This is a genomic window from Pseudoalteromonas sp. XI10, from assembly GCF_001469895.1.
GTDB lineage: Bacteria > Pseudomonadota > Gammaproteobacteria > Enterobacterales > Alteromonadaceae > Pseudoalteromonas.
The window spans coordinates 206633-230179 of record NZ_LOPY01000039.1 but is presented as its reverse complement, the minus strand read 5'-3'; the positions used below and the strand labels follow the sequence as shown (position 1 = coordinate 230179).

Here is a 23547-nt window from a genome sequence, read left to right as displayed (position 1 = left end):
ACGATGGCACAAGTACAATTATCGGTTTATCGTTACAATCCAGATGTTGATAATGCACCACGTATGCAGGACTTCACGCTAGAGACGCAAGAAGGCCAAGATATGATGGTATTGGATGCGCTTATGCAATTAAAAGAGCAAGATCCAACATTATCATTCCGTCGTTCATGCCGTGAAGGTGTGTGTGGTTCAGACGGTATCAACATGAATGGTAAAAACGGTTTAGCGTGTATTACTCCTTTATCAACGCTACTTAAAGGTGGCAAAGGTAAAATCGTAATTCGTCCTTTACCAGGTTTACCTGTGGTACGTGACCTTGTTATTGACATGAGTCAGTTCTACACTCAATACGAAAAAGTTAAGCCTTACCTAATCAACGACACGCCTGCGGCGGGTGAGCGTCTTCAGTCAATCGAAGAACGTGATAAGTTAGATGGCTTATATGAGTGTATCTTATGTGCATGTTGTTCAACATCGTGTCCTTCGTTCTGGTGGAATCCAGACAAGTTCATCGGTCCTGCGGGTCTTCTTCATGCGTATCGTTTCTTGGCTGATAGCCGCGATACAGCTACTGAAGAGCGTCTTGCTGACCTTGACGATGCGTTCAGCGTGTTCCGTTGTCACAGTATCATGAACTGTGTTAGCGTGTGTCCAAAAGGTCTTAACCCGACCAAAGCAATTGGACAAATCAAATCAATGCTTTTAAACCGCGCTGTTTAAAGCTTGAATATGTAAGGTGGTTAAGTGATTAACCACCTTGTTTTTACAACAATTAATTTCTGCGCTAAAGAAAAGGGCTTATAAATGCACGAAGGTGTGATGAAGGCATGGCTAGAATCTTCTCACTTAAACGGCGGTAACGTTGCTTACGTAGAAGAGCTTTATGAAGCGTACTTAGATGATGCGACTTCTGTGCCAGAAGAATGGCGAGAAGTGTTCGAACAATTACCAAAAGTTGATGGTGTGGATGTTGACGTTAAACATTCAGAAGTTCGTTCACAATTTGCACAGCTTGCTAAAAACAAGCATAGAGAAGTAGTGGTAGCAGAGGGTGGCTCTGGCGATCCTAAACAGGTCAAGGTGCTACAACTTATTAATGCTTTCCGTTTCCGTGGTCACCAAAATGCCAACCTAGATCCATTAGGTATTTGGCAACGCGAACGTGTTCGTGATCTAGAATTAGAGTACCACGATTTATCTGAAGCTGATTTTGACCGTGAATTCAATGTGGGTTCGTTTGCTGTCGGTCGCGAAACCATGCCATTAGGTGAGCTATATCAAGCACTCAAAACGACTTATTGTGGGTCGGTAGGTGCTGAGTATATGCACATCACTTCAACTGAAGAAAAACGTTGGTTACAACAACGTTTAGAATCAGTGCAATCACGTCCAACGTTCTCTAAAGAAGAAAAGCTACGTATCCTTAAAGGATTAACAGCTGCAGATGGCCTTGAAAAATATTTAGGGGCTAAGTTCCCTGGTGCAAAACGTTTCTCACTTGAAGGTGGTGATGCGTTAGTACCAATGCTTAAAGAACTAATTCATCGTGCAGGTGAAAGCGGACAAAAAGAAGCTGTTATTGGTATGGCTCACCGCGGTCGCTTGAACGTACTAGTGAACGTCTTAGGTAAAAACCCATCAGAATTATTCGATGAGTTCGCTGGTAAACACAAAGACACATTAGGCTCAGGTGATGTTAAATATCACATGGGTTATTCATCTGACTTTGCAACTAACGGTGGCAACGTGCACATGGCACTTGCATTTAACCCGTCTCACTTAGAAATCGTTAACCCAGTGGTTATGGGTTCGGTACGTGCTCGTTTAGACCGTCTAGGTGATAAGTCAGGTATTAAAGCATTACCAATTACTATTCACGGTGACTCTGCAATCGCAGGTCAAGGTGTTGTACAAGAAACATTTAACTTATCGCAAACTAATGCATTTAGTTGTGGTGGTAGTATCCGTATCGTTGTAAATAACCAAGTTGGTTTCACAACGTCTAAACAGTCTGATGTACGTTCTACACCATACTGTACTGATATTGCGAAAATGGTTCAGGCACCAATTTTCCACGTTAACTCTGACGATCCTGAAGCGGTTGCATTTGTTACTCAAATCGCACTTGATTTCAGAAACCAGTTTAAACGTGATGTAGTGATTGATTTAGTATGTTATCGCCGTCATGGTCATAACGAAGCGGATGAGCCGAACGCGACTCAACCACTTATGTACCAAAAAATCAAAAAGCATCCAGTACCTCGTCTAATTTATGCAGATCAATTAGTTGCTGAAGGTTCATTCTCAGAAAATGAAGTAAAAGCTCTTGCTGATGATTACCGTAACGGTTTAGACAAAGGCAACTGTGTTGTTGAAGAAATTCAACTAGAAACATCGCACTCTTCTGATTGGGCTAAGTTTGTTGGTCATGATTGGGATGTTGAGTACGATGCAACAGTATCGGTTGAGAAGTTAAAAGAGCTTGGCGAAAAAGTAGCAAGCTTCCCAGAAAGCCACAAAGCACAGTCGCGCGTTAAGAAAATCTACGACGACCGTAAGCTAATGGCAACAGGTGAAAAACCACTTGATTGGGGTATGGCTGAAACACTTGCTTATGCAACTCTTGTTGATGCGGGTACTGATATCCGTTTAACAGGTCAAGATTCAGGTCGTGGTACATTCTTCCACCGCCATGCTGTTGTTCATAACCAAACTGACGCATCAACATACTTGCCGCTGCAAAATATCAGCGAAAAGCAAGGTGCATTTGAAGTGTATGACTCAGTTCTGTCTGAAGAAGCAGTACTTGCGTTTGAATATGGTTACGCAACAGCTGAACCTACGTCACTTGTAATGTGGGAAGCACAATTTGGTGACTTCGCTAACGGTGCACAAGTTGTATTTGACCAATTCTTAAGTTCAGGTGAGCAGAAGTGGGGCCGTTTATGTGGTCTTACATGTTTACTTCCACATGGTTATGAAGGTCAAGGTCCTGAGCATAGCTCGGCACGTTTAGAGCGTTTCTTACAGTTGTGTGCTGATCACAACATGCAAGTATGTGTTCCTTCAACACCTGCGCAAGTTTATGCAATGCTTCGTCGTCAATCTGTACGCCCACTTCGTCGTCCATTGATTGTTATGACGCCTAAGTCGCTACTTCGTCACCCGTTGGCAACATCTTCACTTGAAGAGTTATCTGAAGGTGTGTTCCACAATATGATCGATGAAATCGATGATATTGCAGCAGATAAAGTAGAACGCGTTGTATTCTGTAGCGGTAAAGTTTACTACGAACTTCTACAAGAGCGTCGTAAGCAAGAATTAAATAACATTGCTATTGTTCGTGTAGAACAATTATATCCATTCCCACACGCTGAGATGGATACAATCATGCAGCGTTACCAACACGTTAAAGATTTTGTTTGGTGTCAAGAAGAGCCACAAAACCAAGGTGCATGGTATTGTTCTCAACACCACTTTGTTGACGCAATCCCAGCCGGTGCTAAATTAACTTACGCAGGTCGTAAAGCATCAGCATCACCAGCGTGTGGTTACATGTCAGTGCATAATAAAGAACAACAAGCGCTAATTGCAGATGCGCTTACTATTGAAAAGAAAGGATAAGCAATGAGCACAGAAATTAAAGTTCCTGTACTTCCTGAGTCGGTTGCTGATGCTACAGTTGCAACTTGGCACGTAAGTGTTGGCGACAAAGTAAGCCGTGACCAAAACTTAGTAGATATCGAAACAGATAAAGTTGTTTTAGAAGTTGTTGCACCAAATGACGGTGTAATCACTGAAATTTCACAAGAAGAAGGTGCAACGGTACTTGGCGAACAAGTAATTGCATTACTTGGTGATGCAGATGCTGCACCAGCAAGTGACGACTCTGCACCAGCTAAATCAGAAGACGCGCCAGCGGCGCAATCAGCACCAGCATCAGAAGGTAAAGAAGTGGACATTAAAGTACCTGTACTTCCAGAATCAGTCGCAGACGCGACAATTGCTACTTGGCACGTTCAACCAGGTGAAGCGGTAACTCGCGACCAAAACCTTGTTGACATCGAAACTGATAAAGTTGTTCTTGAAGTTGTTGCTCAAGAAGACGGTATCATGGGTGAGCACATTCACGCTGAAGGCGAAACAGTACTTGGTGAGCAAGTAATTGGTACAGTTAAAGCGGGTGCAGCACCGGCAGCAGCAGCTCCTAAAGCTGAAGCAGCACCAGCAAGCGAATCAAATGACAGCTCTGACGTATTAACGCCGTCAGTTCGTCGTTTAATCGCTGAGAAAGGTCTTGATGCATCAAAAATCAAAGGTACTGGCAAAAACGGCCGTGTAACTAAAGAAGATGTTGATACATTCTTAAAAGCACCGGCAGCAGCTCCTAAAGCAGAAGCAGCAGCGCCAGCAGCACCTATGGGTGACCGTACACAAAAACGTGTTCCTATGACTCGTTTACGTAAAACAATCGCTAATCGTCTTCTTGAAGCGAAAAACTCAACTGCAATGTTAACGACTTTCAACGAAGTTAACATGAAGCCAATCATGGACCTTCGTAAGCAGTACCAAGAAGTATTCGAAAAGCGTCACGGTATCCGTTTAGGTTTCATGTCTTTCTACGTGAAAGCAGTTACTGAAGCACTTAAGCGTTTCCCTGAAGTAAATGCGTCTATTGACGGTGATGATATTGTTTATCACAACTACTTCGACATCAGCATCGCGGTTTCTACACCACGTGGTCTTGTTACTCCAGTTCTTAAAGACTGTGACAAGCTATCAGTTGCTGAAATCGAAAAAGGTATCCGTGAGCTAGCGCTTAAAGGTCGTGACGGTAAATTATCACTTGATGATATGACAGGTGGTAACTTCACTATCACTAACGGTGGTGTATTCGGTTCATTACTATCTACACCAATCATCAACTTACCACAGTCTTCAATCTTAGGTATGCACAAAATCCAAGAGCGTCCTATGGCTGTAAATGGTAAAGTTGAAATCTTACCAATGATGTACTTAGCGTTATCTTATGATCACCGCCAAATCGATGGTAAAGAATCAGTAGGTTTCTTAGTAACAATTAAAGAGTTACTTGAAGATCCGACTCGTTTACTACTAGATGTTTAATCTGGTTGTATGAAAACTAAGCTGTGAACCTCGTTCACAGCTTTTTTTTTGCGCCTTTGGTCTAACTGGGGTTTTCATGTGGAGCCTTGGGATTTATACTAAGTGCGCAATTTGGGATAGCTGTTTATTTTGCATAAATATTCAGCTCTTTTAGTATAAAAAATTGGATAAAGCATCATGAATTTGCATGAGTATCAGGCAAAACAACTTTTTGCCGAATATGGTTTACCAGTTTCTCAAGGTTTCGCTTGCGATACACCTGAAGAAGCTGCAGCAGCTGCTGAGAAAATCGGCGGTGATATGTGGGTTGTTAAAACACAGGTTCACGCAGGTGGCCGTGGTAAAGCTGGCGGTGTTAAGCTAGTTAAAACAACTGACGAAGTTAAAGAGTTCGCTGCGAACTGGTTAGGTAAAAACTTAGTTACTTACCAAACAGACGAAAATGGTCAGCCAGTATCAAAAATTCTTGTTGAAAGCTGCACTGACATCGCTAACGAATTATACCTTGGCGCTGTAGTAGATCGTGCTTCTCGTAAAGTTGTTTTCATGGCATCTACTGAAGGTGGTGTTGAAATCGAGCAAGTTGCAGAAGAAACTCCAGAACTAATTCACAAAGCTGAGATCGATCCACTAGTTGGTCCTCAAGCTTACCAAGCTCGTGAGTTAGGCTTCAAACTAGGTTTAAACCCTACTCAAATGAAACAGTTCGTTAAGATCTTCATGGGTCTTGCTAACATGTTCAACGATTTCGATTTCGCTCTATTAGAAATCAACCCGCTAGTAATCACAGACGAAGGTAACCTTCACTGTCTAGACGGTAAAATCGGTGTAGATGGTAACGCGCTTTACCGTCAACCTAAAATCCGTGAAATGCACGATCCTTCACAAGAAGATGCGCGTGAAGCTCACGCTGCAAGCTTCGAGCTTAACTACGTTGCACTAGACGGTAACGTTGGTTGTATGGTTAACGGTGCAGGCCTAGCAATGGGTACTATGGACATCGTAAACCTACACGGTGGCAAGCCAGCTAACTTCCTAGATGTTGGTGGCGGTGCAACTAAAGAGCGTGTATCTGAAGCATTCAAGATCATCTTATCTGACGACAACGTTAAAGCTGTTTTAGTTAACATCTTTGGTGGTATCGTACGTTGTGACATGATCGCAGAAGGTATCATCGGCGCAGTTAAAGAAGTAGGTGTTAACGTTCCTGTAGTAGTACGTTTAGAAGGTACTAACGCTGAACTTGGTCGTGAAGTACTAGCTAGTTCTGACCTAAACATCATCGCTGCTGAATCACTAACAGACGCAGCTGAAAAAGTTGTTGCTGCTGCGGAGGGCAAATAATGTCTGTATTAATCAATAAAGATACAAAAGTTATCTGTCAAGGTTTCACAGGTGGCCAAGGTACTTTCCACTCTGAGCAAGCGCTTGAGTACGGTACACAAATGGTTGGTGGTGTAAGCCCAGGTAAAGGCGGTCAAACGCACCTTGGTCTTCCAGTATTCAACACTGTACGTGACGCTGTTGAAGCAACTGGCGCAACTGCATCAGTTATCTACGTACCAGCACCTTTCTGTAAAGATGCAATCTTAGAAGCTATCGATGCTGGCATCGAGCTAATCGTTTGTATCACTGAAGGTATCCCAACACTAGACATGGTTGACGTTAAAGTTAAGCTTGATGAAACTGGTGTTCGTATGATCGGTCCTAACTGCCCAGGTGTTATCACTCCGGGTGAAACTAAGATCGGTATCATGCCTGGTCACATCCACAAGCCTGGTAAAGTAGGTATCGTATCACGTTCTGGTACTTTAACTTACGAAGCGGTTAAGCAAACTACTGACGCTGGTTTCGGCCAATCAACATGTGTTGGTATCGGTGGTGACCCAATCCCTGGCACTAACTTCATCGACGTTTTAGAAATGTTCGAAAAAGACGAGCAAACTGAAGCTATCGTTATGATCGGTGAAATCGGTGGTACTGCAGAAGAAGAAGCTGCAGAATACATCAAGCACAACGTGACTAAACCAGTTGTTTCTTACATTGCGGGTGTTACTGCACCTCCAGGTAAGCGTATGGGTCACGCTGGTGCAATCATCGCAGGCGGTAAAGGTACTGCTGATGAGAAATTTGCTGCATTAGAAGCTGCTGGCGTAAAAACTGTACGTTCATTAGCTGATATCGGTAATGCACTTAAAGAGAAAACAGGCTGGTAATCAGTTCTAATCTCTTAAAAAGGCTCGCTTATGCGGGCCTTTTTTGTATCTAACACTATCTTAAAGCATGCACGAAAATTCCAACCATAAATTAAGAATAATAATGCTTTATTTGTGAATATAAATTCTCTACACTTGTGGCTTGTATATCTGTTTTTATTAAAACATTCGACTTTAATAAGGTAAATATTACGTGCGTACCACAGAATTGGTAGATGGATTTCGCCAGTCAACCCCATACGTTAATGCTCACCGCGGTAAAACATTCGTTGTTATGCTTGGCGGAGAGGCGATCGATCAGTCTGGTTGTCGCAGCATCATCAACGATGTCGCGCTATTAACTAGTCTTGGTATTAAGATTGTTTTAGTGTTTGGTGCTCGCCCACAGTTTAACGCAGCGCTTGAGCAAGTTGGCATAACTAGTCAGTTTCATAATGAGATACGGGTAACTGATAACGCAACATTTGATGTAATTAAAAAAGTTGCGGGTGCAATGCAGTTCGATATAACTGCGCGTTTATCTACGTCTTTAAGTAGTACACCTATGTCTGGCTCATTTTTAAATGTTGTGAGTGGCAACTTTGTTATTGCTCAGCCTTTAGGTGTTGATGAAGGTGTTGACTATCATCATTCAGGTAGAGTGAGACGTATCGATGTTGCGGGTATTCGCCACCAGTTAGATAACAACGGAATTGTTCTGCTTGGGCCAATAGCGGCGTCTGTTACAGGTGAAAGCTTTAACTTAACTGCTGAAGAAATTGCTACGCAAGTAGCTCTCAAACTACGCGCCGATAAAATGCTTGGCTTTTGTAAAGAAGCCGGTATTTTAGATGAAAATGGTGAGGCGATTGCAGAGCTAATGCCAAATGAAGCTGAGCAGCTACTAGTAAACTATCGCAAGCAACCTGACTCATGTGTAAGCGCAACCGTATTCTTACAAGCTGCAATTGATGCATGTCGAGGTGGCGTACATCGTTGCCATCTTGTTAGTTACAAAGAAGATGGTGCACTATTACAAGAATTGTTCTCATTAGATGGTATTGGTACACAAATCGCACCGCAAAGTTCTGAGCAATTACGAAGTGCAAGTATTGCTGATATTACCGGTATCATTAACCTTATTAGACCCCTTGAACAGCAAGGCTATTTGGTGCGCCGTTCTCGTGAACAGCTAGAAATCGAAATTGAACAATTTACGGTTATTGAGCGTGATGGGCTAATCATTGCTTGTGCAGCTTTGTATCCGTTTGCTGATGAACAAGTAGGGGAGTTTGCAAGTTTGGCTGTTCACCCTCAGTACCGAGATGCCGATCGCGGCAGTTATCTACTGAGGTTTATTATTAATAAGGCTAAACGTGCAGGTTATTCGCATTTATTTGCACTCACTACACGCAGCATTCACTGGTTTTTAGAGCAAAGCTTTGAAATAGTGACAGTTGATGAACTACCTGCGAAGAAAAAAGCGCTTTATAACCATGAACGCCGCTCTAAAGTATTGCGTCTAGATTTAACTAAGCTAGGAAATAAGAGGTGACGCATGCACCACCTCTTATATACCCAAACATCCTCACGGTGCGACTTTCTGCATCTTGAGGGGGCTTGGGTATACTCTTAATATTGGTAGTTAATGTGCTGATAAAAGCGCACGCGTAAATCTTGGCGAGTTGGATTAAATGCTAGCTCGTCAGTAACTTCATTTATCGCACTTTGCACTTGATTCATAAACTTACCATAACCAATGTCATGCTTGTCTTTATCGGCAGCGGCAATCACAAAATGTAGCGAATCTACAAGTTGATCTGCATCCCAATACTGTTGTAATTGCACCTGCTCAGAGCTGCAATCAAAGGTTAGCTTTTGCAGTTCGCTGTTACTTTGTGCGTTATCAATATTGCTATTACGAACAATAGGGCGGGTACCGTTAGCGATGAAAGCACCGAGAGTTAACCCACGTTTATCACATGCACGTTTGAATGCATCAAAGATGTATTGATAAAACTGCGTATAATTCTCTTCGTTCAACATATGCTGAAATTGCGTTTTAATGGCTCGGGTTACTGGAATCGAAAACCCAGCGTATGTCATCTCACTGTGTTCGTTTGGTAAATGACATTGGCGAGACTGGTAACGTGGATATAAGCTACGTAATTTATAGCCATAGCTTTCTTTGTGACCTTTTGCTTTAGCAAATAAATCATAAGTTAGATGTTGGTGGTCACGAATTTTAAGAGGTGGTTGGCCGCTTAGTAGTTTTTCTTGTAGTGAGTTGATCACTCTTTGCACATTATGATGAAAACTTGCCGCGTTAGCGCGAATATCTTCACCGGTCGCTAAGAATAATAAACGAATTTTTTTGCATTTTTGCTCACCATCAGCAAATACATTATGTGCTTCATGGTATTGTGGGTTATAGAAAAACAAAATTTGCTTAGCGGTTTCTAAGCTATATGCCTCATCATGGTAACGAACCACTGGCAGTTTATCGTTGGCGATGAGGTGTACATTATGTAATTCATACTCATCACATAGTGCAAATAACTCCCTTGCAAGACGCTTATAAGCACAGCTCACATTGGTAAACTGGGCAAAAAACTCATCAGTAGGTTTAAATTCAACTAACACATACTGGTTTGCACGTGCTGAGCTTGGAATATAGACTCGATGTTGATTGAGCGAAGCCATCTTTTTTCCTTATTGGTAGTGAAACTGACGGCACTATATCGCTAGTCAATGATCATTTTATTGCGTTAGAACAATTTTTTTACCGATTTTGTCGAGTCTGTGAACTATGTATTCAACAATCGACGTAATATCTTCAATAAACATGATGCAACCACTGTATGTTAGGGTTTGTTTTTGTAATAATGCATTAGTTTTGTCACCATGCAATATTCAGAGGATTATGCTCCTATGGCGGAAATTGAGAATCGCCCAAGTAACTTTATTAGAACGCGTATCGACGAAGATCTCGCAAGCGGTAAGCATGCGACTACACACACGCGTTTTCCACCAGAACCAAACGGTTTTTTACACATTGGTCATGCAAAGTCTATTTGTTTGAATTTTGGTATCGCCCAAGATTATCAAGGTCTTTGTAACTTGCGTTTTGATGATACGAATCCAGAAAAAGAAGACATCAACTACGTAAATTCGATTAAAGAAGATGTGCAGTGGTTAGGTTTCCAGTGGGATGGTGAAATTAAATATTCATCTAACTATTTCGATGCGTTATACGGTTATGCTGTTGAGCTTATCGAAAAAGGCCTAGCATATGTATGTTTCTTATCGCCAGATCAAGCACGTGAATACCGTGGTACTTTAAAAGAGCCAGGTAAAAACAGCCCGTATCGTGATACATCAGTTGAAGAGAACCTAGCGCTATTTGAAAAAATGCGAAATGGCGAATATAAAGAAGGTGAGTGTGTACTGCGTGCTAAAATCGATATGGCAAGCTCATTCATGGTATTACGTGATCCGATTATTTACCGTGTACGTTTTGCTCATCACCACCAAACAGGTGACAAGTGGTGCATTTACCCAATGTACGACTTCACGCACTGTATTTCAGATGCGCTAGAAGGCATTACACATTCATTATGTACGCTTGAGTTCCAAGATAACCGTCGCTTATACGATTGGGTATTAGATAACATCAGCCTTGAGTGTCATCCGCAACAAATCGAGTTCTCACGATTAAATCTTGAGTACACCATTATGTCTAAGCGTAAATTAAACGACTTAGTGGTTAATGGTCATGTTGAAGGCTGGGACGATCCACGTATGCCAACGATTGCTGGTCTACGTCGTCGTGGTTATACACCTGCATCAGTACGTGAGTTCTGTTCTCGTATCGGTATCACTAAACAAGAGAACATGGTTGAAATGGGCATGCTAGAAGCCTGTATCCGTGAAGACCTAAATGAACATGCTCCTCGTGCAATGGCTGTTCTTGATCCAGTGAAGGTTGTTATCGAAAACTATGACGCAGATAAAGTAGAGACGTTATCTGTTGCTAATCACCCGAATAAAGAAGAGATGGGTCGCCGTGACGTACCTTTCACTCGTGAGCTTTATATCGAGCGTGAAGACTTCCGTGAAGAAGCAAACAACAAGTTTAAGCGTTTAGTACTTGATAAAGAAGTACGTTTACGTGGTGCTTATGTAATTAAAGCTGAGCGCGTTGAAAAAGACGAAAACGGCGAAATTACAACTATCTTCTGCTCTTACGATCCTGAAACTCTGGGTAAAAACCCAAGTGATGGCCGTAAGGTTAAAGGTGTAATTCACTGGGTATCAGCGAGTGAATCTATCACAGCTGAGGTTCGTTTATACGACCGTTTATTTAACGTGCCAAACCCAGCGGCAGCAGAAGACTTTAACGCAACACTAAACCCTGAATCACTAGTGGTTCTTGAAAATGCGAAAGTTGAGCCATCACTTGCAAATGCACAAGCAGAGCAGGGCTTCCAGTTTGAGCGTACAGGTTACTTCTGTCGTGATAGCAAAGCAGAAACATTAGTATTCAATCAAACTGTAGGTCTTCGTGATTCATGGGCGAAGATTGAACAAAAGGGCTAATAGCTAACCTATTTAGTTTCTATGCTTAATAAAAAACCCTTTCACTTTAAAAGTGAAAGGGTTTTTTTATAACCATTAAAAGCGATTAGAAATAACCGCGAATACCCAAGCTGAAGTTACGACCAGGTAGTGGTGCTTTTTCTTTAATGAATGAGCTGTGTACGAAACCAAGTTCATCGGTTAAGTTGTCAACATTAATGTAAAGTTGTGTATCAACAGGACCTAAGTCAAGTTGGTAGTTAGCTGATGCATCAAACAGGGTATAACCGTCAGTTTTTGTCTCGTAAGCAGTAATATCAGATTGCTCAAAATAATGAGTACCGGTTAGGCTAAACTTCCAATCAGACACTGTGTACTGTAATTCAGAACCCAGTTTATTAGCCGGAATACGCGGTAAGTAACCTTCATCATCTTTTAGCTTAGCCGTTGTTGAATCACCAAACACTTTAACTAACGCACTTGGCGTCACTTGATAATGTACGTCAAATTCAATACCGTATAATTTCGCATCTTTACTTGTGAATTGGTAAACCGCCATTGCATCTTCATCTGCATCAGCTGCTGATTCTAAGCCATGCTCTTCATCAAAAACTAAACCGGTGTTTTGCTGGTAGTAATAGTTTTCAATGTCGTTATAGAAGAAGTTAACTGTGTAACCAAAGTCACCAATAAAGCGGCGGAAACTTAAATCAAAGTTCGTTGCAGTTTCTTGCTCGATATCTTCTGGCTCAAAATGAACTTCGCCATCTTCAATATGATAACCAAGGCCTAGCTCGTAAGTACCTGTTGCGATATGAATACCGTTTGAAAGTAATTCAGCACTTAGCGGCGCACGTTCTGAACGAGATACACTTAAAGCAACACTTTGGCCTTCTTGATATTGCCAAATTGCACCTGCAGATAAGCTCAGGTTTGTGAAATCTTCACTGTAGTTAATGATTTCAGCTTCTTCTTCGTCATGGTGTTCTTCTTCCTCTTCATGATCGTGATCATGATGATGCTCAGCCATGCTTACAGCAGAATCGATTTGATAATCTTCAAGGCGTGCACCTAGTTCAATGGTCACATCACCAAACTGGCGCTCTTCAAGAACGAATAACGCGTTTGTCTTAGTGACACTTGCTGGCGTAAAGGCTTCTTCACCATCTGCATCATAGTCAGACTCAGTGTAGTGATAACCAGCCATACCGTGCCAAAGGCCTAACTTGTGCTCAACGGTTGCACGTGCTTCGGTTGTTTTGTTTGAAAACACGGTGCCTACTGCACCATCTTCAATTTCAGCGTGTTTGTAGTCTGTATAGCCAACGCGTAGTGAGATATTTTCAATCCAGTTATCATGAAGTGCATAGCTCATGTAACCTTGCCAGCGGTCTTGCTCTAGCTGTGCAAATACTGATTCTTCGTGCTCTTCTTCACCTTCATGCTCATCATGATCTTCCTCTTCTTCTTCATGATGATGATGCTCATGAGCAGGAATACCGTAATCTGTTTCGATGCGACCGAATGACACACCTAGCGTTAGGTGATCGCCTACGTAACTAGTACCAAAGTTAACTGTTTGGCTATCGATAAAGGTGTTTTCTACGCTGTTAGCTGTTTCGTGTTCTTCATGTTCTTCACCTTCATGCTCCTCGTGCTCTTCATGTTCCTCAGGAAGCTCGAAGTTTGGCGTGTCATAATCGTGACCTTTGCGCTTTGTACCATCGAAATGGAAGTTGAAACCATCATTACCGGTTTCAAGTTTTGCAGCATAGGTGTTGGTATTTGATACTGTATCGTGTGTGTATTGTGCAGCACCGGTTAAAGACTCAATGTTATCGGTAGGAATACGGTTATCAACAACGTTCACCACACCACCGATAGCACCAGAGCCATAAAGTAGGGTAGCAGGGCCGCGAAGTACTTCGATTTGCTCTGCTGCTAGGCTGTCATTTGATGTTGCGTGGTCAGGGCCGATACGAGATGCATCACTGCTATCAAGGCCATTTTGGGTGATCTTCACACGCGGACCATCTAAACCACGAATAATAGGGCTTGATGAAACTGGGCCAAAGTAGCTTGCATTAACGCCCGGTAAACCTTTTAGTGTTTCGCCTAATGTCGGTTTTGCTTTGTCTTTTAACTCATCACCGGCTAAAACATTCACAGGCGAAATCATTTCAAGACTATTTTTATGAAGTGCTGATGCATAAACAACAACAGTTTCAACTGATGTTGGTGTAAGTGTAACCACAACATTTTGGTCTTCACCATTAATAGCAATACGCTTATCAATGAAATTGTTTTTACTGATGTGAAGCTGACCTTTATTGTCTACATCAATTTTAAACTGACCTTGTTTGTCAGTGACAACGCTTTGTGATTTGCCGTGTACATGTATTTCAGCATTGCTGATTGGTTGTTGGTTTTTATCTAATACTTGACCTGTGATCACAGCAGCCATTGTTGATTGAGAAAACAGCGCAGCGGCAACAGCACTAGAAAGAATTGAAACTTGTTTCATCATTACTACTTCTAAGTTTGTTGTTGAGTGTTGCGTTATAATATAACACCGCGATTTTTTAACTGCAATAACGTTATACTATAACTTTACCTTAAGTCGCGATTTTAACACCATACACTATACTTAGACTGTTACACTGAGATGGCCAAATCTTATGTCTGATAAAAATAGGGTATTTAAAGCAAATTTTACCATTGCTGATTTAAGAGAGCACCGCAATCACAAAGAGGTGTTTACCACTGCTTGTGACCGTCGTGAAAGCTATCAACACTTTGTACTTAAGCTTTTAAGTTATTGCTTATTTTCACACAACGAAACAGCCATATTGAATGCAAGGTTCAGTCATGCTGAACCAGATGTGTCAATAAAAGCGCTTGATGACCATTATCAAACATGGCTTGCTGTTGACCAACCGGATATTTTACAGCTCAACAAAATTGCGAAGCGGGTTGATGAACTATGGGTCGTGACAACCTTAAATAACGACTGGCTCAAAGAAAATGAACACCAGTTAGAACTTATCAATAATGGTCATTTAATTGCGTTTGATAACAATTTCATTGAGCAGTTAGCGAGTCATCTAACTAAAAACTTACAGTGGGATGTTACGATTGATCAGCAAATGGTGAGTGTGTCAGATAAAGAAAATTTCTACCAAACGAGTGAGCTTATTTGGCATTAAAGCTCAATTTTTATCTTCCCATTGGGTTTACTACAACACAGCAATACTTCGCCAGCTCTTACGAACGCAAGTGGCTCTTGATTGTAGCTCACATCACCTTCGACTAATTTTGCACGGCATGCGCCACAATAACCTTCACGGCATTGGTAGGGGACATCTATTTTATTTTGTTCTAGGCATTCAAGGAGAGATGAACAGCCAGAATCAAATTCAAGATTCTGGCTGTCTGTTCCTGCAAGGATAACCTCTGCAGTGTTGTTTGAGCTCATTACAGGTCGAAGTCACCAAAGTCAGATGCATCAACTTGAGAGTCAATTTGACCAACAAGGTAAGAGCTGATTTCAGCTTCTTGTGGAGCAACTTGAACGTTGTCTGATACTAACCAAGAGTTGATCCACGGAATAGGGTTACTCTTACTTTCGAACTGTGCAGGTAGACCTACTGCAGTCATACGTGCATTAGTGATGTATTCAACGTATTGGCATAAGATATCTTTGTTAAGACCAATCATAGAACCATCTTTGAATAGGTATTCTGCCCAATCTTTTTCTTGCTCTGCAGCTTCAACAAACATCTGAATTGCTTCTTCACGACATTGTGCTGCAACGATTGCCATTTCTGGGTCGTCTTTACCTTCTTGCATAATGTTCAAGATGTGCTGTGTACCAGATAGGTGTAACGCTTCATCACGGGCGATTAGCTTGATGATTTTTGCATTACCTTCCATTAATTCACGCTCAGCGAAAGCAAATGAACAAGCAAAGCTTACATAGAAGCGAATTGCTTCTAGGATGTTAACCGACATCATTGCTAGGTAAAGTTGCTTTTTAAGGTCAAATAAGCTGATTTTAACTTCTTCACCGTTGATCACATGTTTACCTTCACCGTATAGGTTGTAAACAGAAATCATGCTGATTAAATCATCGTAGTACTTAGTTACCGCATCAGCACGCTCACTGATTTTCTCGTTGCTTACGATATCGTCAAAGATAAGTTCAGGAGATTGCGTAACGTTACGAATAATGTGCGTGTATGAGCGGCTGTGAATAGTTTCACTAAACGCCCATGTTTCAATCCAAGTTTCTAGCTCAGGAATAGACACAATAGGTAGTAGCGCAACGTTAGGAGAACGACCTTGCACACTATCAAGTAGCGTTTGATATTTTAAGTTGCTTAAAAAGATGTGCTTTTCGTGCTCTGGTAACGCTTGAAAGTCAAGACGGTCTTTACTTACATCAACTTCTTCAGGACGCCAAAAGAACGAAAGTTGCTTTTCAATTAGCTTTTCGAAGATAGGGTACTTTTGTTGGTCGTAACGTGACACGTTTACCGTTTGGCCGAAAAACATCGGTTCTTGTAATTGGTTATTATGATTTCGGCTAAAAGTTGTATATGACATAGTGATTTCTCAAAAAACAGTCAGGACAAAGCGGGCTAATGAGCCCGCTTTTGTTATGTTATTAATTTAATTAGATTTTACAAGCGCCGCCTGCACAACCGTCATCTTCTACCTCTGGTGTTAACTCATCTTGAGAGTCTGATGCACCATCACGTGTGTTGTGATAGTACAGAGTTTTAACACCAAGTTTATACGCAGTCAGTAGGTCTTTTAATAGCACCTTCATAGGTACTTTACCGCCTTCGTACTTAGATGGATCATAGTTAGTGTTTGCAGAGATCGTTTGGTCAACGAATTTTTGCATAATACCAACAAGTTGTAGGTAACCATCGTTTGAAGGAATATCCCACAGTAGCTCGTAGTTATTTTTCAGATTTTCATAATCTGGCACTACTTGCTTTAAGATACCATCTTTACTTGCTTTAACGCTGATATGACCACGTGGTGGCTCGATACCATTTGTCGCGTTAGAGATTTGCGATGATGTCTCTGAAGGCATAAGGGCAGATAGCGTAGAGTTACGCATACCGTGCTCTTTAATGCTTTCGCGTAATGAATCCCAATCTAAGTGAAGTGGCTCTTCACAAAACTGATCTAGGTCACGCTTGTAAGTATCTGTTGGCATAATGCCTTGAGAATACGTTGTCTCGTTAAATTTAGGACACGCACCACGTTCTTTCGCTAACTCATTTGATGCTTTCATTAGGTAATATTGAATTGCTTCAAATGTTTTGTGAGTTAGGGCATTTGCGCTGCCATCTGAGTAACGCTTACCATTTTTCGCTAAGTAGTATGCGTAGTTAATAACACCAATACCTAGCGTACGACGACCCATAGTTGCGTTTTTAGCCGCAGGAACAGGGTAGTCTTGGAAATCAAGTAAGTTATCAAGGGCACGTACTGCAAGTTCAGCAAGCTCTTCTAATTCGTCAAGTGATTCAATTGCACCTAAGTTAAACGCCGACAGCGTACAAAGTGCAATTTCACCTTCTTCATCCATTACATTGCTAAGTGGCTTAGTTGGTAATGCAATTTCTAAACATAAGTTAGATTGACGAATTGGTGCCACAGTCGAGATGAACGGGCTGTGCGTATTACAGTGGTCAACGTTTTGTAAGTAGATACGACCTGTGCTCGCACGCTCTTGTGCAAACATTGAGAATAACTCAATCGCCTTAATACGTTTTTTACGAATTGACTCGTCTTGCTCATATTTGATGTATAGCTCATCAAACTTTGCTTGATCTTCAAAGAACGCATCGTATAGACCCGGTACATCTGAAGGGCTAAATAATGTGATGTAATCGTCTTTGATTAAACGGCTATACATTAATTTGTTGAACTGCACACCGTAGTCAAGGTGACGTACACGGTTATCATCAACACCACGGTTGTTCTTAAGAACAAGTAGGTTTTCAACTTCTAAGTGCCAAAGTGGGTAGAACAGCGTTGCTGCGCCACCACGAACCCCACCTTGTGAACAGCTCTTAACTGCTGTTTGAAAGTGTTTATAAAAAGGAATACAACCTGTGTGGTACGCTTCGCCGTTACGAATAGGGCTACCAAGCGCACGGATGCGACCGGCATTAATACCAATACCTGCACGTTGTGAAACGTATTTAACAATCGCAGACGATGTTGCATTAATAGAATCTAGGCTATCACCACATTCAATAAGTACACATGAGCTGAACTGACGTGTAGGGGTACGTACACCTGCCATGATAGGTGTAGGTAATGAAATTTTGAATGTAGATACTGCATCATAAAAACGCTTGATGTAATCAAGGCGTGTCTCTTTTGGATAATCAGAGAATAAGCTTGCAGCAACTAAGATATATAAAAACTGTGCACTTTCGTAGATTTCACCAGTAACACGGTTTTGAACTAAATACTTACCTTCAAGTTGCTTTACAGCAGCGTAGCTAAAGTTTAAGTCACGGTTGTGATCGATGTAAGCATCTAACTCGTCAATTTCTTGCTCGGTATAATCAACAAGTAGGTGTTGATCATAACGCTTGTCTTCAACTAATTTCGTGATGTGATCGTATAAGCGTGGTGGCTCAAATTGACCGTACGCTTTTTTACGTAAATGGAATACAGCTAAGCGAGCAGCTAAGTATTGGTAATCAGGCGTATCTTTAGAGATCTGATCAGCTGCAGCTTTGATGATTGTTTCATGAATGTCATCGGTACGAATGCCGTCATAAAATTGAATATGTGATTTTAATTCAACTTGTGAGACAGACACATTCTCTAGACCTTCTGCGGCCCAAGCGATCACGCGATGGATCTTATCTAGATCAAGTGACTCTTTACGGCCGTCACGTTTGCTTACAGATAGCTGTTGGTTCATAGTTTTGCCTGTATTCCTTGGGAAATTATAGTTGTAAAGACAAAGGTATTCTTTATGTAATTATTATTATTAAACGCCAGGGTGAACTAATTGAATAACATTTAGCCACAATATCTGGTGTTGTTTAAATTGCAGATCACAAGATAGTGTGGTCTGCGCTGTTTTGCAAGGGATAGAATTGCCCCATTTTGTGGATAACTATTGGATAAACGCATTGTGTTAGTGACCATTAACCTTTGAACATTCATAGACGACGAAATTTGTAGAAATCAACAAAAGATCCAGAAAATTTACCGTTTTTAAAAATAAATTTTGACTGATTTTTTTATCATCAATGAATGCTCAAAAGTAAATCAAATCACAATATATGGTGTTTAAGTTATCAAATAACACTATATATGGTTAAAACCATCTATTGGCGTTTGCCAATTGAAATCCGCTTGCCAGCCAAGTGCAGCGTCTATACTGGGTATATAACCCCATAACGCTGTTGCGCTGTACATATTGGCAGCTTTCGCTGCTTGAATATCACGTTCAGCATCACCGATATACAAACAGCGGCACGGATCAACGTCTAAGATCTCAGCGGTGTGTAATAGTGGATCCGGTGATGGTTTTGACACAGCTAATGTATCGCCACTCACAACCGCTTTTGCATCACGCAAAGAGGGAATAGCTTGCACTAAGGGCTCAGTTAAAAAGCCGGGCTTATTAGTCATAATGCCCCACTTAATATTGTTTTGCTCAAGTGCAATTAAAAGCTGTTCTATGCCGCTGAAACATTTACTGTGTACAGCAATATCTTCGGCGTAGTAGTCAAGAAGCTGCTGGCGCAAGGCGAGTTGTTCAAGTTCAGGCCATTTATCACCAAAGCCCACTTCTAATAATGCATTTGCACCGTTAGAAGCAGCAGGGCGATAAACATGCTCAGCAACAGGCGCCACATTGGCGTCTGCTAACACTCGGTTTAATGCACCACCTAAGTCATCCGCGGTATCGAGTAGTGTGCCATCTAAATCAAAGATAAAAGCATCAAAATCGATAGAGGGTGCTTGCACACCACTCATCAGGCTAGTTTCTCAAAGTGCAGGATGTAATTAACACTTACATCATCATTTAAGCTGTACTGCTTAGAAAACGGGTTATAGTGAAGGCCAGTACTGGCGCGTACTTTTAATCCCGCTTCTTCTGCCCATGCAATAAGCTGTGCAGGTTTGATAAACTTTTTATGATCATGCGTACCTTCAGGGACCATTTTTAAAAGCTTTTCAGCACCGACAATAGCAAACAAATAAGCTTTTGGTGTTTTATTTAATGTTGAAAAGAAGACATCGGCGCCCGGTTTAGCAAGTTCTGCTACAGCACGAATAATAGAAGCAGGATCTGGAACATGCTCAAGCATTTCCATACAAGTCACTACATCAAAGCGAGCAGGGTGCTCAGCAGCGAATTGCTCTGCAGGTACTTTTATATAATCAACAGGTACGCCTGTTTCTAAACTATGTAACTTAGCAACGGTAAGTGGCTCTTGGCCCATATCGATGCCGGTTACTTTAGCGCCCATACGCGCCATACTTTCACTTAAGATGCCGCCACCACAGCCAACATCTAAGGTTTCCTTATCAAATAAGCCGCCTACTTTATCAGCGACAAAATCCAAACGTAGAGGATTTATTTCATGAAGGGGTTTGAACTCTCCATCGCGGTCCCACCAACGTTCTGCGATGGCTTCAAACTTTGCAATTTCTGCATTATCTACATTTTGATGCTCGGTCATAAAAAACTTCCTCGTTAATCTGAGGCCATTATATAGGGGGAAATTAATAAATCGCAAAGATTTAGCGCCTGTAAATCTAAATAAATTGTGATAGCATGGTCTGGAAATAATAACTAAAGCTCTTAAGACGGCGGTTTGCCTCTTAATGAGTCAATACTGAAGGAATGTGAAATCAAATGACTGATCTCGCCAATGAAATTCTGCCAGTCAATATTGAAGATGAATTAAAAAATTCCTACCTTGATTACGCGATGAGTGTAATCGTAGGACGTGCATTGCCAGACGTACGTGACGGCTTAAAGCCTGTTCACCGCCGCGTTCTATTTGCAATGAACGAACTCAATAATGATTGGAATAAACCTTACAAGAAATCAGCACGTGTTGTTGGTGATGTAATCGGTAAGTACCACCCACATGGCGACAGCGCGGTATATGACACCATCGTTCGTATGGCGCAGCCTTTCTCATTACGCTACATGCTTGTTGACGGCCAAGGTAACTTTGGTTCTGTTGACGGTGACTCTGCGGCAGCAATGCGTTATACGGAAGTCCGTATGGCGAAAATGTCACATGAATTATTAGCTGATTTAGAAAAAGAAACGGTTGATTACGTACCGAACTACGACGGTACTGAGCAAATTCCTGACGTATTACCTACTAAAGTACCTAACTTATTAGTAAATGGTTCTTCGGGTATCGCGGTTGGTATGGCAACTAACATTCCACCTCATAACTTAACAGAAGTTATCAATGGTTGTTTAGCGCTTATTCAAAACCCTGATATGTCAATTGCTGACCTTATTGAATATATCCCAGGTCCAGATTTCCCTACTGCGGCGATTATCAATGGTAAAAAAGGCATTGAGCAAGCGTACTTAACCGGCCGTGGTAAAGTATATATCCGTGCTCGCGCTGAAATCGAAGTTGACGAAAAAACCGGTCGTGAAACAATCATCGTTCACGAAATCCCTTATCAAGTTAACAAAGCACGCCTTATCGAAAAGATCGCAGAGCTTGTTAAAGATAAGAAGATTGAAGGTATTAGCGCACTACGTGACGAGTCAGATAAAGACGGTATGCGTATCGTTATCGAAATCAAACGTGGTGATGTTGGTGAAGTAATCTTAAACAACCTATATGCACAAACTCAGTTACAAACTGTGTTTGGTATGAACATGGTTGCACTTGATAACAACCAACCTAAGTGTTTCAACTTAAAAGAAATGCTTGAAGCGTTTATCGTGCACCGTCGTGAAGTTGTTACACGTCGTACTGTATTCGATTTACGTAAAGCCCGTGACCGTGCTCACACGCTTGAAGGCTTAGCGATTGCCCTTGCGAATATCGATCCAATTATCGAACTTATTCGTAAGTCACCAACACCAGCAGAAGCAAAAGCTGCACTAACAGCACGTCCTTGGGAACTAGGCACTGTTAAAGCAATGCTTGAAAAAGCGGGTGAAGATAACGTAGCACGTCCTGATTGGTTAGCGGCTGATTTAGGTATCCGTGACGGTCAATACTATTTATCTGAGCAACAAGCACAAGCAATTCTAGACCTACGTTTACACAAACTAACAGGTCTTGAGCATGAGAAGATCTTAGACGAGTACCAAAACTTACTAGATCTAATTGCTGAGCTTTTACATATTCTTTCAAGCCCAGAGCGTCTAATGGAAGTTATCCGCGACGAGCTAGTAGAAATCAAAGAGCAATATGGTGACGAACGTCGTACTGAAATCAGTGCAGCTGCTCACGATATTAGCCTTGAAGACCTAATCAATGAAGAAGACGTTGTTGTAACGCTTTCTCACGAAGGTTACGTTAAGTATCAACCATTATCGGATTACGAAGCACAGCGTCGTGGTGGTAAAGGTAAATCAGCAACGAAGATGAAAGATGAAGACTTCATCGAACGTCTATTAGTTGCTAACACGCACGATACAATCTTATGTTTCTCAACAGCAGGTCGCTTATACTGGTTGAAAGTATATCAGTTACCATTAGCAAGCCGTGCAGCCCGTGGTAAGCCAATTGTTAACTTATTACCACTTGAAGCTGATGAACGTATTACTGCTATCTTACCAGTACGTGAGTACGAAGAAGATAAATACATCTTCATGGCAACTGCGTTTGGTACAGTTAAGAAAACACCACTTACAGCATACAGCCGTCAACGTGCGAGCGGTATCATCGCTGTTAACCTAAATGAAGGCGATAGCCTAATTGGTGTTGATATCACTGATGGCACGAATGAAATCATGCTATTCACTGATGCTGGTAAAGTTGTTCGCTTTAAAGAAGCAGAAGAATCAGCAGTTGTTGATGAAAACGGTAACCCAGTTCTAGACGAAAACGGTAACCCAGAAATCCGCTTCAAAGGTGTACGTCCAATGGGTCGTACAGCAACAGGTGTTCGTGGTATTAAGATGGCTGACGACCAACGCGTTGTGTCGTTAATCGTACCTAAGTCAGATGGTGCAATCCTAACTGTGACAGAAAACGGTTACGGTAAGCGTACATCACTTGAAGATTACCCATCGAAGAGCCGTGCAACACAAGGTGTTGTATCAATCAAAGTAAGCGAGCGTAATGGCGCTGTGGTTGGTGCAGTACAAGTTGATGATAACGACGAAATCATGATTATCTCGAATCGCGGTACCTTAGTACGTACCCGTGTAAACGAGGTTTCTACGGTTGGTCGTAATACTCAAGGCGTTATTTTGATACGAACTATTGACGAAGAGCAAGTAGTTGGTTTACAACGTATCGAAGAAATCGAAGTTGATGAGCTTGAAGCCATCGAAGGCGAGGCCGTTGAAGTAGTCGATACCAATACTGAAGAAACGGGTGATAACCCACCTTCAGAATAACATTGATTTAAAAAGCGGCTTCGGCCGCTTTTTTTA

At 41.6% G+C, this 23547-nt stretch carries 16 protein-coding genes; 9 read left to right on the top strand and 7 right to left on the bottom strand.

Annotation, left to right across the window (positions count from 1 at the left end; translation table 11 throughout):
- Positions 1-3 precede the first annotated feature (3 nt).
- The 6 genes from AUR67_RS09525 (at position 4) to argA (ending at position 8877) form a co-directional block, all read left to right on the top strand.
- Complete coding sequence (locus AUR67_RS09525) at positions 4-720, top strand: succinate dehydrogenase iron-sulfur subunit (RefSeq protein ID WP_058585091.1); 717 nt, start codon at positions 4-6, stop codon at positions 718-720.
- An 84-nt stretch (positions 721-804) separates the two neighbouring features.
- A complete protein-coding gene (locus tag AUR67_RS09520) occupies positions 805-3624 on the top strand; it encodes a 2-oxoglutarate dehydrogenase E1 component (protein WP_055021956.1) in 2820 nt (939 codons plus the stop codon).
- A gap of 3 nt (positions 3625-3627) precedes the next feature.
- Positions 3628-5127, top strand: coding sequence for a 2-oxoglutarate dehydrogenase complex dihydrolipoyllysine-residue succinyltransferase (gene odhB / locus AUR67_RS09515; protein WP_055021955.1), 1500 nt, complete (start codon positions 3628-3630; stop codon positions 5125-5127).
- A gap of 177 nt (positions 5128-5304) precedes the next feature.
- Entirely contained in the window at positions 5305-6471 is a 1167-nt protein-coding gene (gene sucC / locus AUR67_RS09510) for an ADP-forming succinate--CoA ligase subunit beta (protein ID WP_054561566.1), read from the top strand.
- Positions 6471-7343, top strand: a complete 873-nt coding sequence (sucD, locus tag AUR67_RS09505; protein ID WP_054561565.1) for a succinate--CoA ligase subunit alpha — start codon at positions 6471-6473, stop codon at positions 7341-7343. The genes sucC and sucD overlap by 1 nt, the downstream gene beginning before the upstream one ends.
- 193 nt (positions 7344-7536) lie before the next feature.
- Complete coding sequence (gene argA / locus AUR67_RS09500) at positions 7537-8877, top strand: amino-acid N-acetyltransferase (protein ID WP_054561564.1); 1341 nt, start codon at positions 7537-7539, stop codon at positions 8875-8877.
- A gap of 77 nt (positions 8878-8954) precedes the next feature.
- On the opposite strand, the gene AUR67_RS09495 is transcribed toward argA, so the two are convergent.
- Positions 8955-10025 carry a DUF3083 family protein gene (locus tag AUR67_RS09495; RefSeq protein ID WP_058585090.1) on the bottom strand — a complete coding sequence of 357 codons (1071 nt, stop codon included), beginning with the start codon at positions 10023-10025 and terminating at the stop codon, positions 8955-8957.
- A 228-nt stretch (positions 10026-10253) separates the two neighbouring features.
- Here AUR67_RS09495 and glnS point away from each other — a divergent pair, with 228 nt between their 5' ends.
- Positions 10254-11921, top strand: a complete 1668-nt coding sequence (gene glnS / locus AUR67_RS09490; RefSeq protein WP_058585089.1) for a glutamine--tRNA ligase — start codon at positions 10254-10256, stop codon at positions 11919-11921.
- Between the two features lie 85 nt (positions 11922-12006).
- On the opposite strand, the gene AUR67_RS09485 is transcribed toward glnS, so the two are convergent.
- Positions 12007-14424 carry a TonB-dependent receptor gene (locus AUR67_RS09485; protein ID WP_058585088.1) on the bottom strand — a complete coding sequence of 806 codons (2418 nt, stop codon included), beginning with the start codon at positions 14422-14424 and terminating at the stop codon, positions 12007-12009.
- A gap of 154 nt (positions 14425-14578) precedes the next feature.
- Here AUR67_RS09485 and AUR67_RS09480 point away from each other — a divergent pair, with 154 nt between their 5' ends.
- Positions 14579-15106: a YaeQ family protein gene (locus AUR67_RS09480; protein ID WP_058585087.1), complete on the top strand. Its 528-nt coding sequence runs from the start codon at positions 14579-14581 to the stop codon at positions 15104-15106.
- On the opposite strand, the gene yfaE is transcribed toward AUR67_RS09480, so the two are convergent.
- From yfaE to ubiG, 5 genes are all read right to left on the bottom strand, one after another.
- Positions 15103-15375, bottom strand: a complete 273-nt coding sequence (gene yfaE / locus AUR67_RS09475) for a class I ribonucleotide reductase maintenance protein YfaE (protein ID WP_058585086.1) — start codon at positions 15373-15375, stop codon at positions 15103-15105. The genes AUR67_RS09480 and yfaE overlap by 4 nt on opposite strands.
- Positions 15375-16505 (bottom strand): class Ia ribonucleoside-diphosphate reductase subunit beta, encoded by a 1131-nt coding sequence (gene nrdB, locus AUR67_RS09470; protein ID WP_054561558.1) that lies wholly within the window; start codon positions 16503-16505, stop codon positions 15375-15377. The genes yfaE and nrdB overlap by 1 nt, the downstream gene beginning before the upstream one ends.
- A 70-nt stretch (positions 16506-16575) precedes the next feature.
- Positions 16576-18861 (bottom strand): class 1a ribonucleoside-diphosphate reductase subunit alpha, encoded by a 2286-nt coding sequence (gene nrdA / locus AUR67_RS09465; RefSeq protein WP_058585085.1) that lies wholly within the window; start codon positions 18859-18861, stop codon positions 16576-16578.
- Between the two features lie 392 nt (positions 18862-19253).
- Complete coding sequence (locus AUR67_RS09460) at positions 19254-19928, bottom strand: HAD family hydrolase (RefSeq protein WP_058585084.1); 675 nt, start codon at positions 19926-19928, stop codon at positions 19254-19256.
- Positions 19928-20638, bottom strand: a complete 711-nt coding sequence (gene ubiG, locus AUR67_RS09455) for a bifunctional 2-polyprenyl-6-hydroxyphenol methylase/3-demethylubiquinol 3-O-methyltransferase UbiG (RefSeq protein ID WP_058585083.1) — start codon at positions 20636-20638, stop codon at positions 19928-19930. Before ubiG ends, AUR67_RS09460 begins: the two co-directional genes overlap by 1 nt.
- 176 nt (positions 20639-20814) lie before the next feature.
- Between ubiG and gyrA the strand changes: the two genes are divergently transcribed.
- Entirely contained in the window at positions 20815-23511 is a 2697-nt protein-coding gene (gene gyrA / locus AUR67_RS09450) for a DNA topoisomerase (ATP-hydrolyzing) subunit A (protein ID WP_058585082.1), read from the top strand.
- Positions 23512-23547 lie beyond the last annotated feature (36 nt).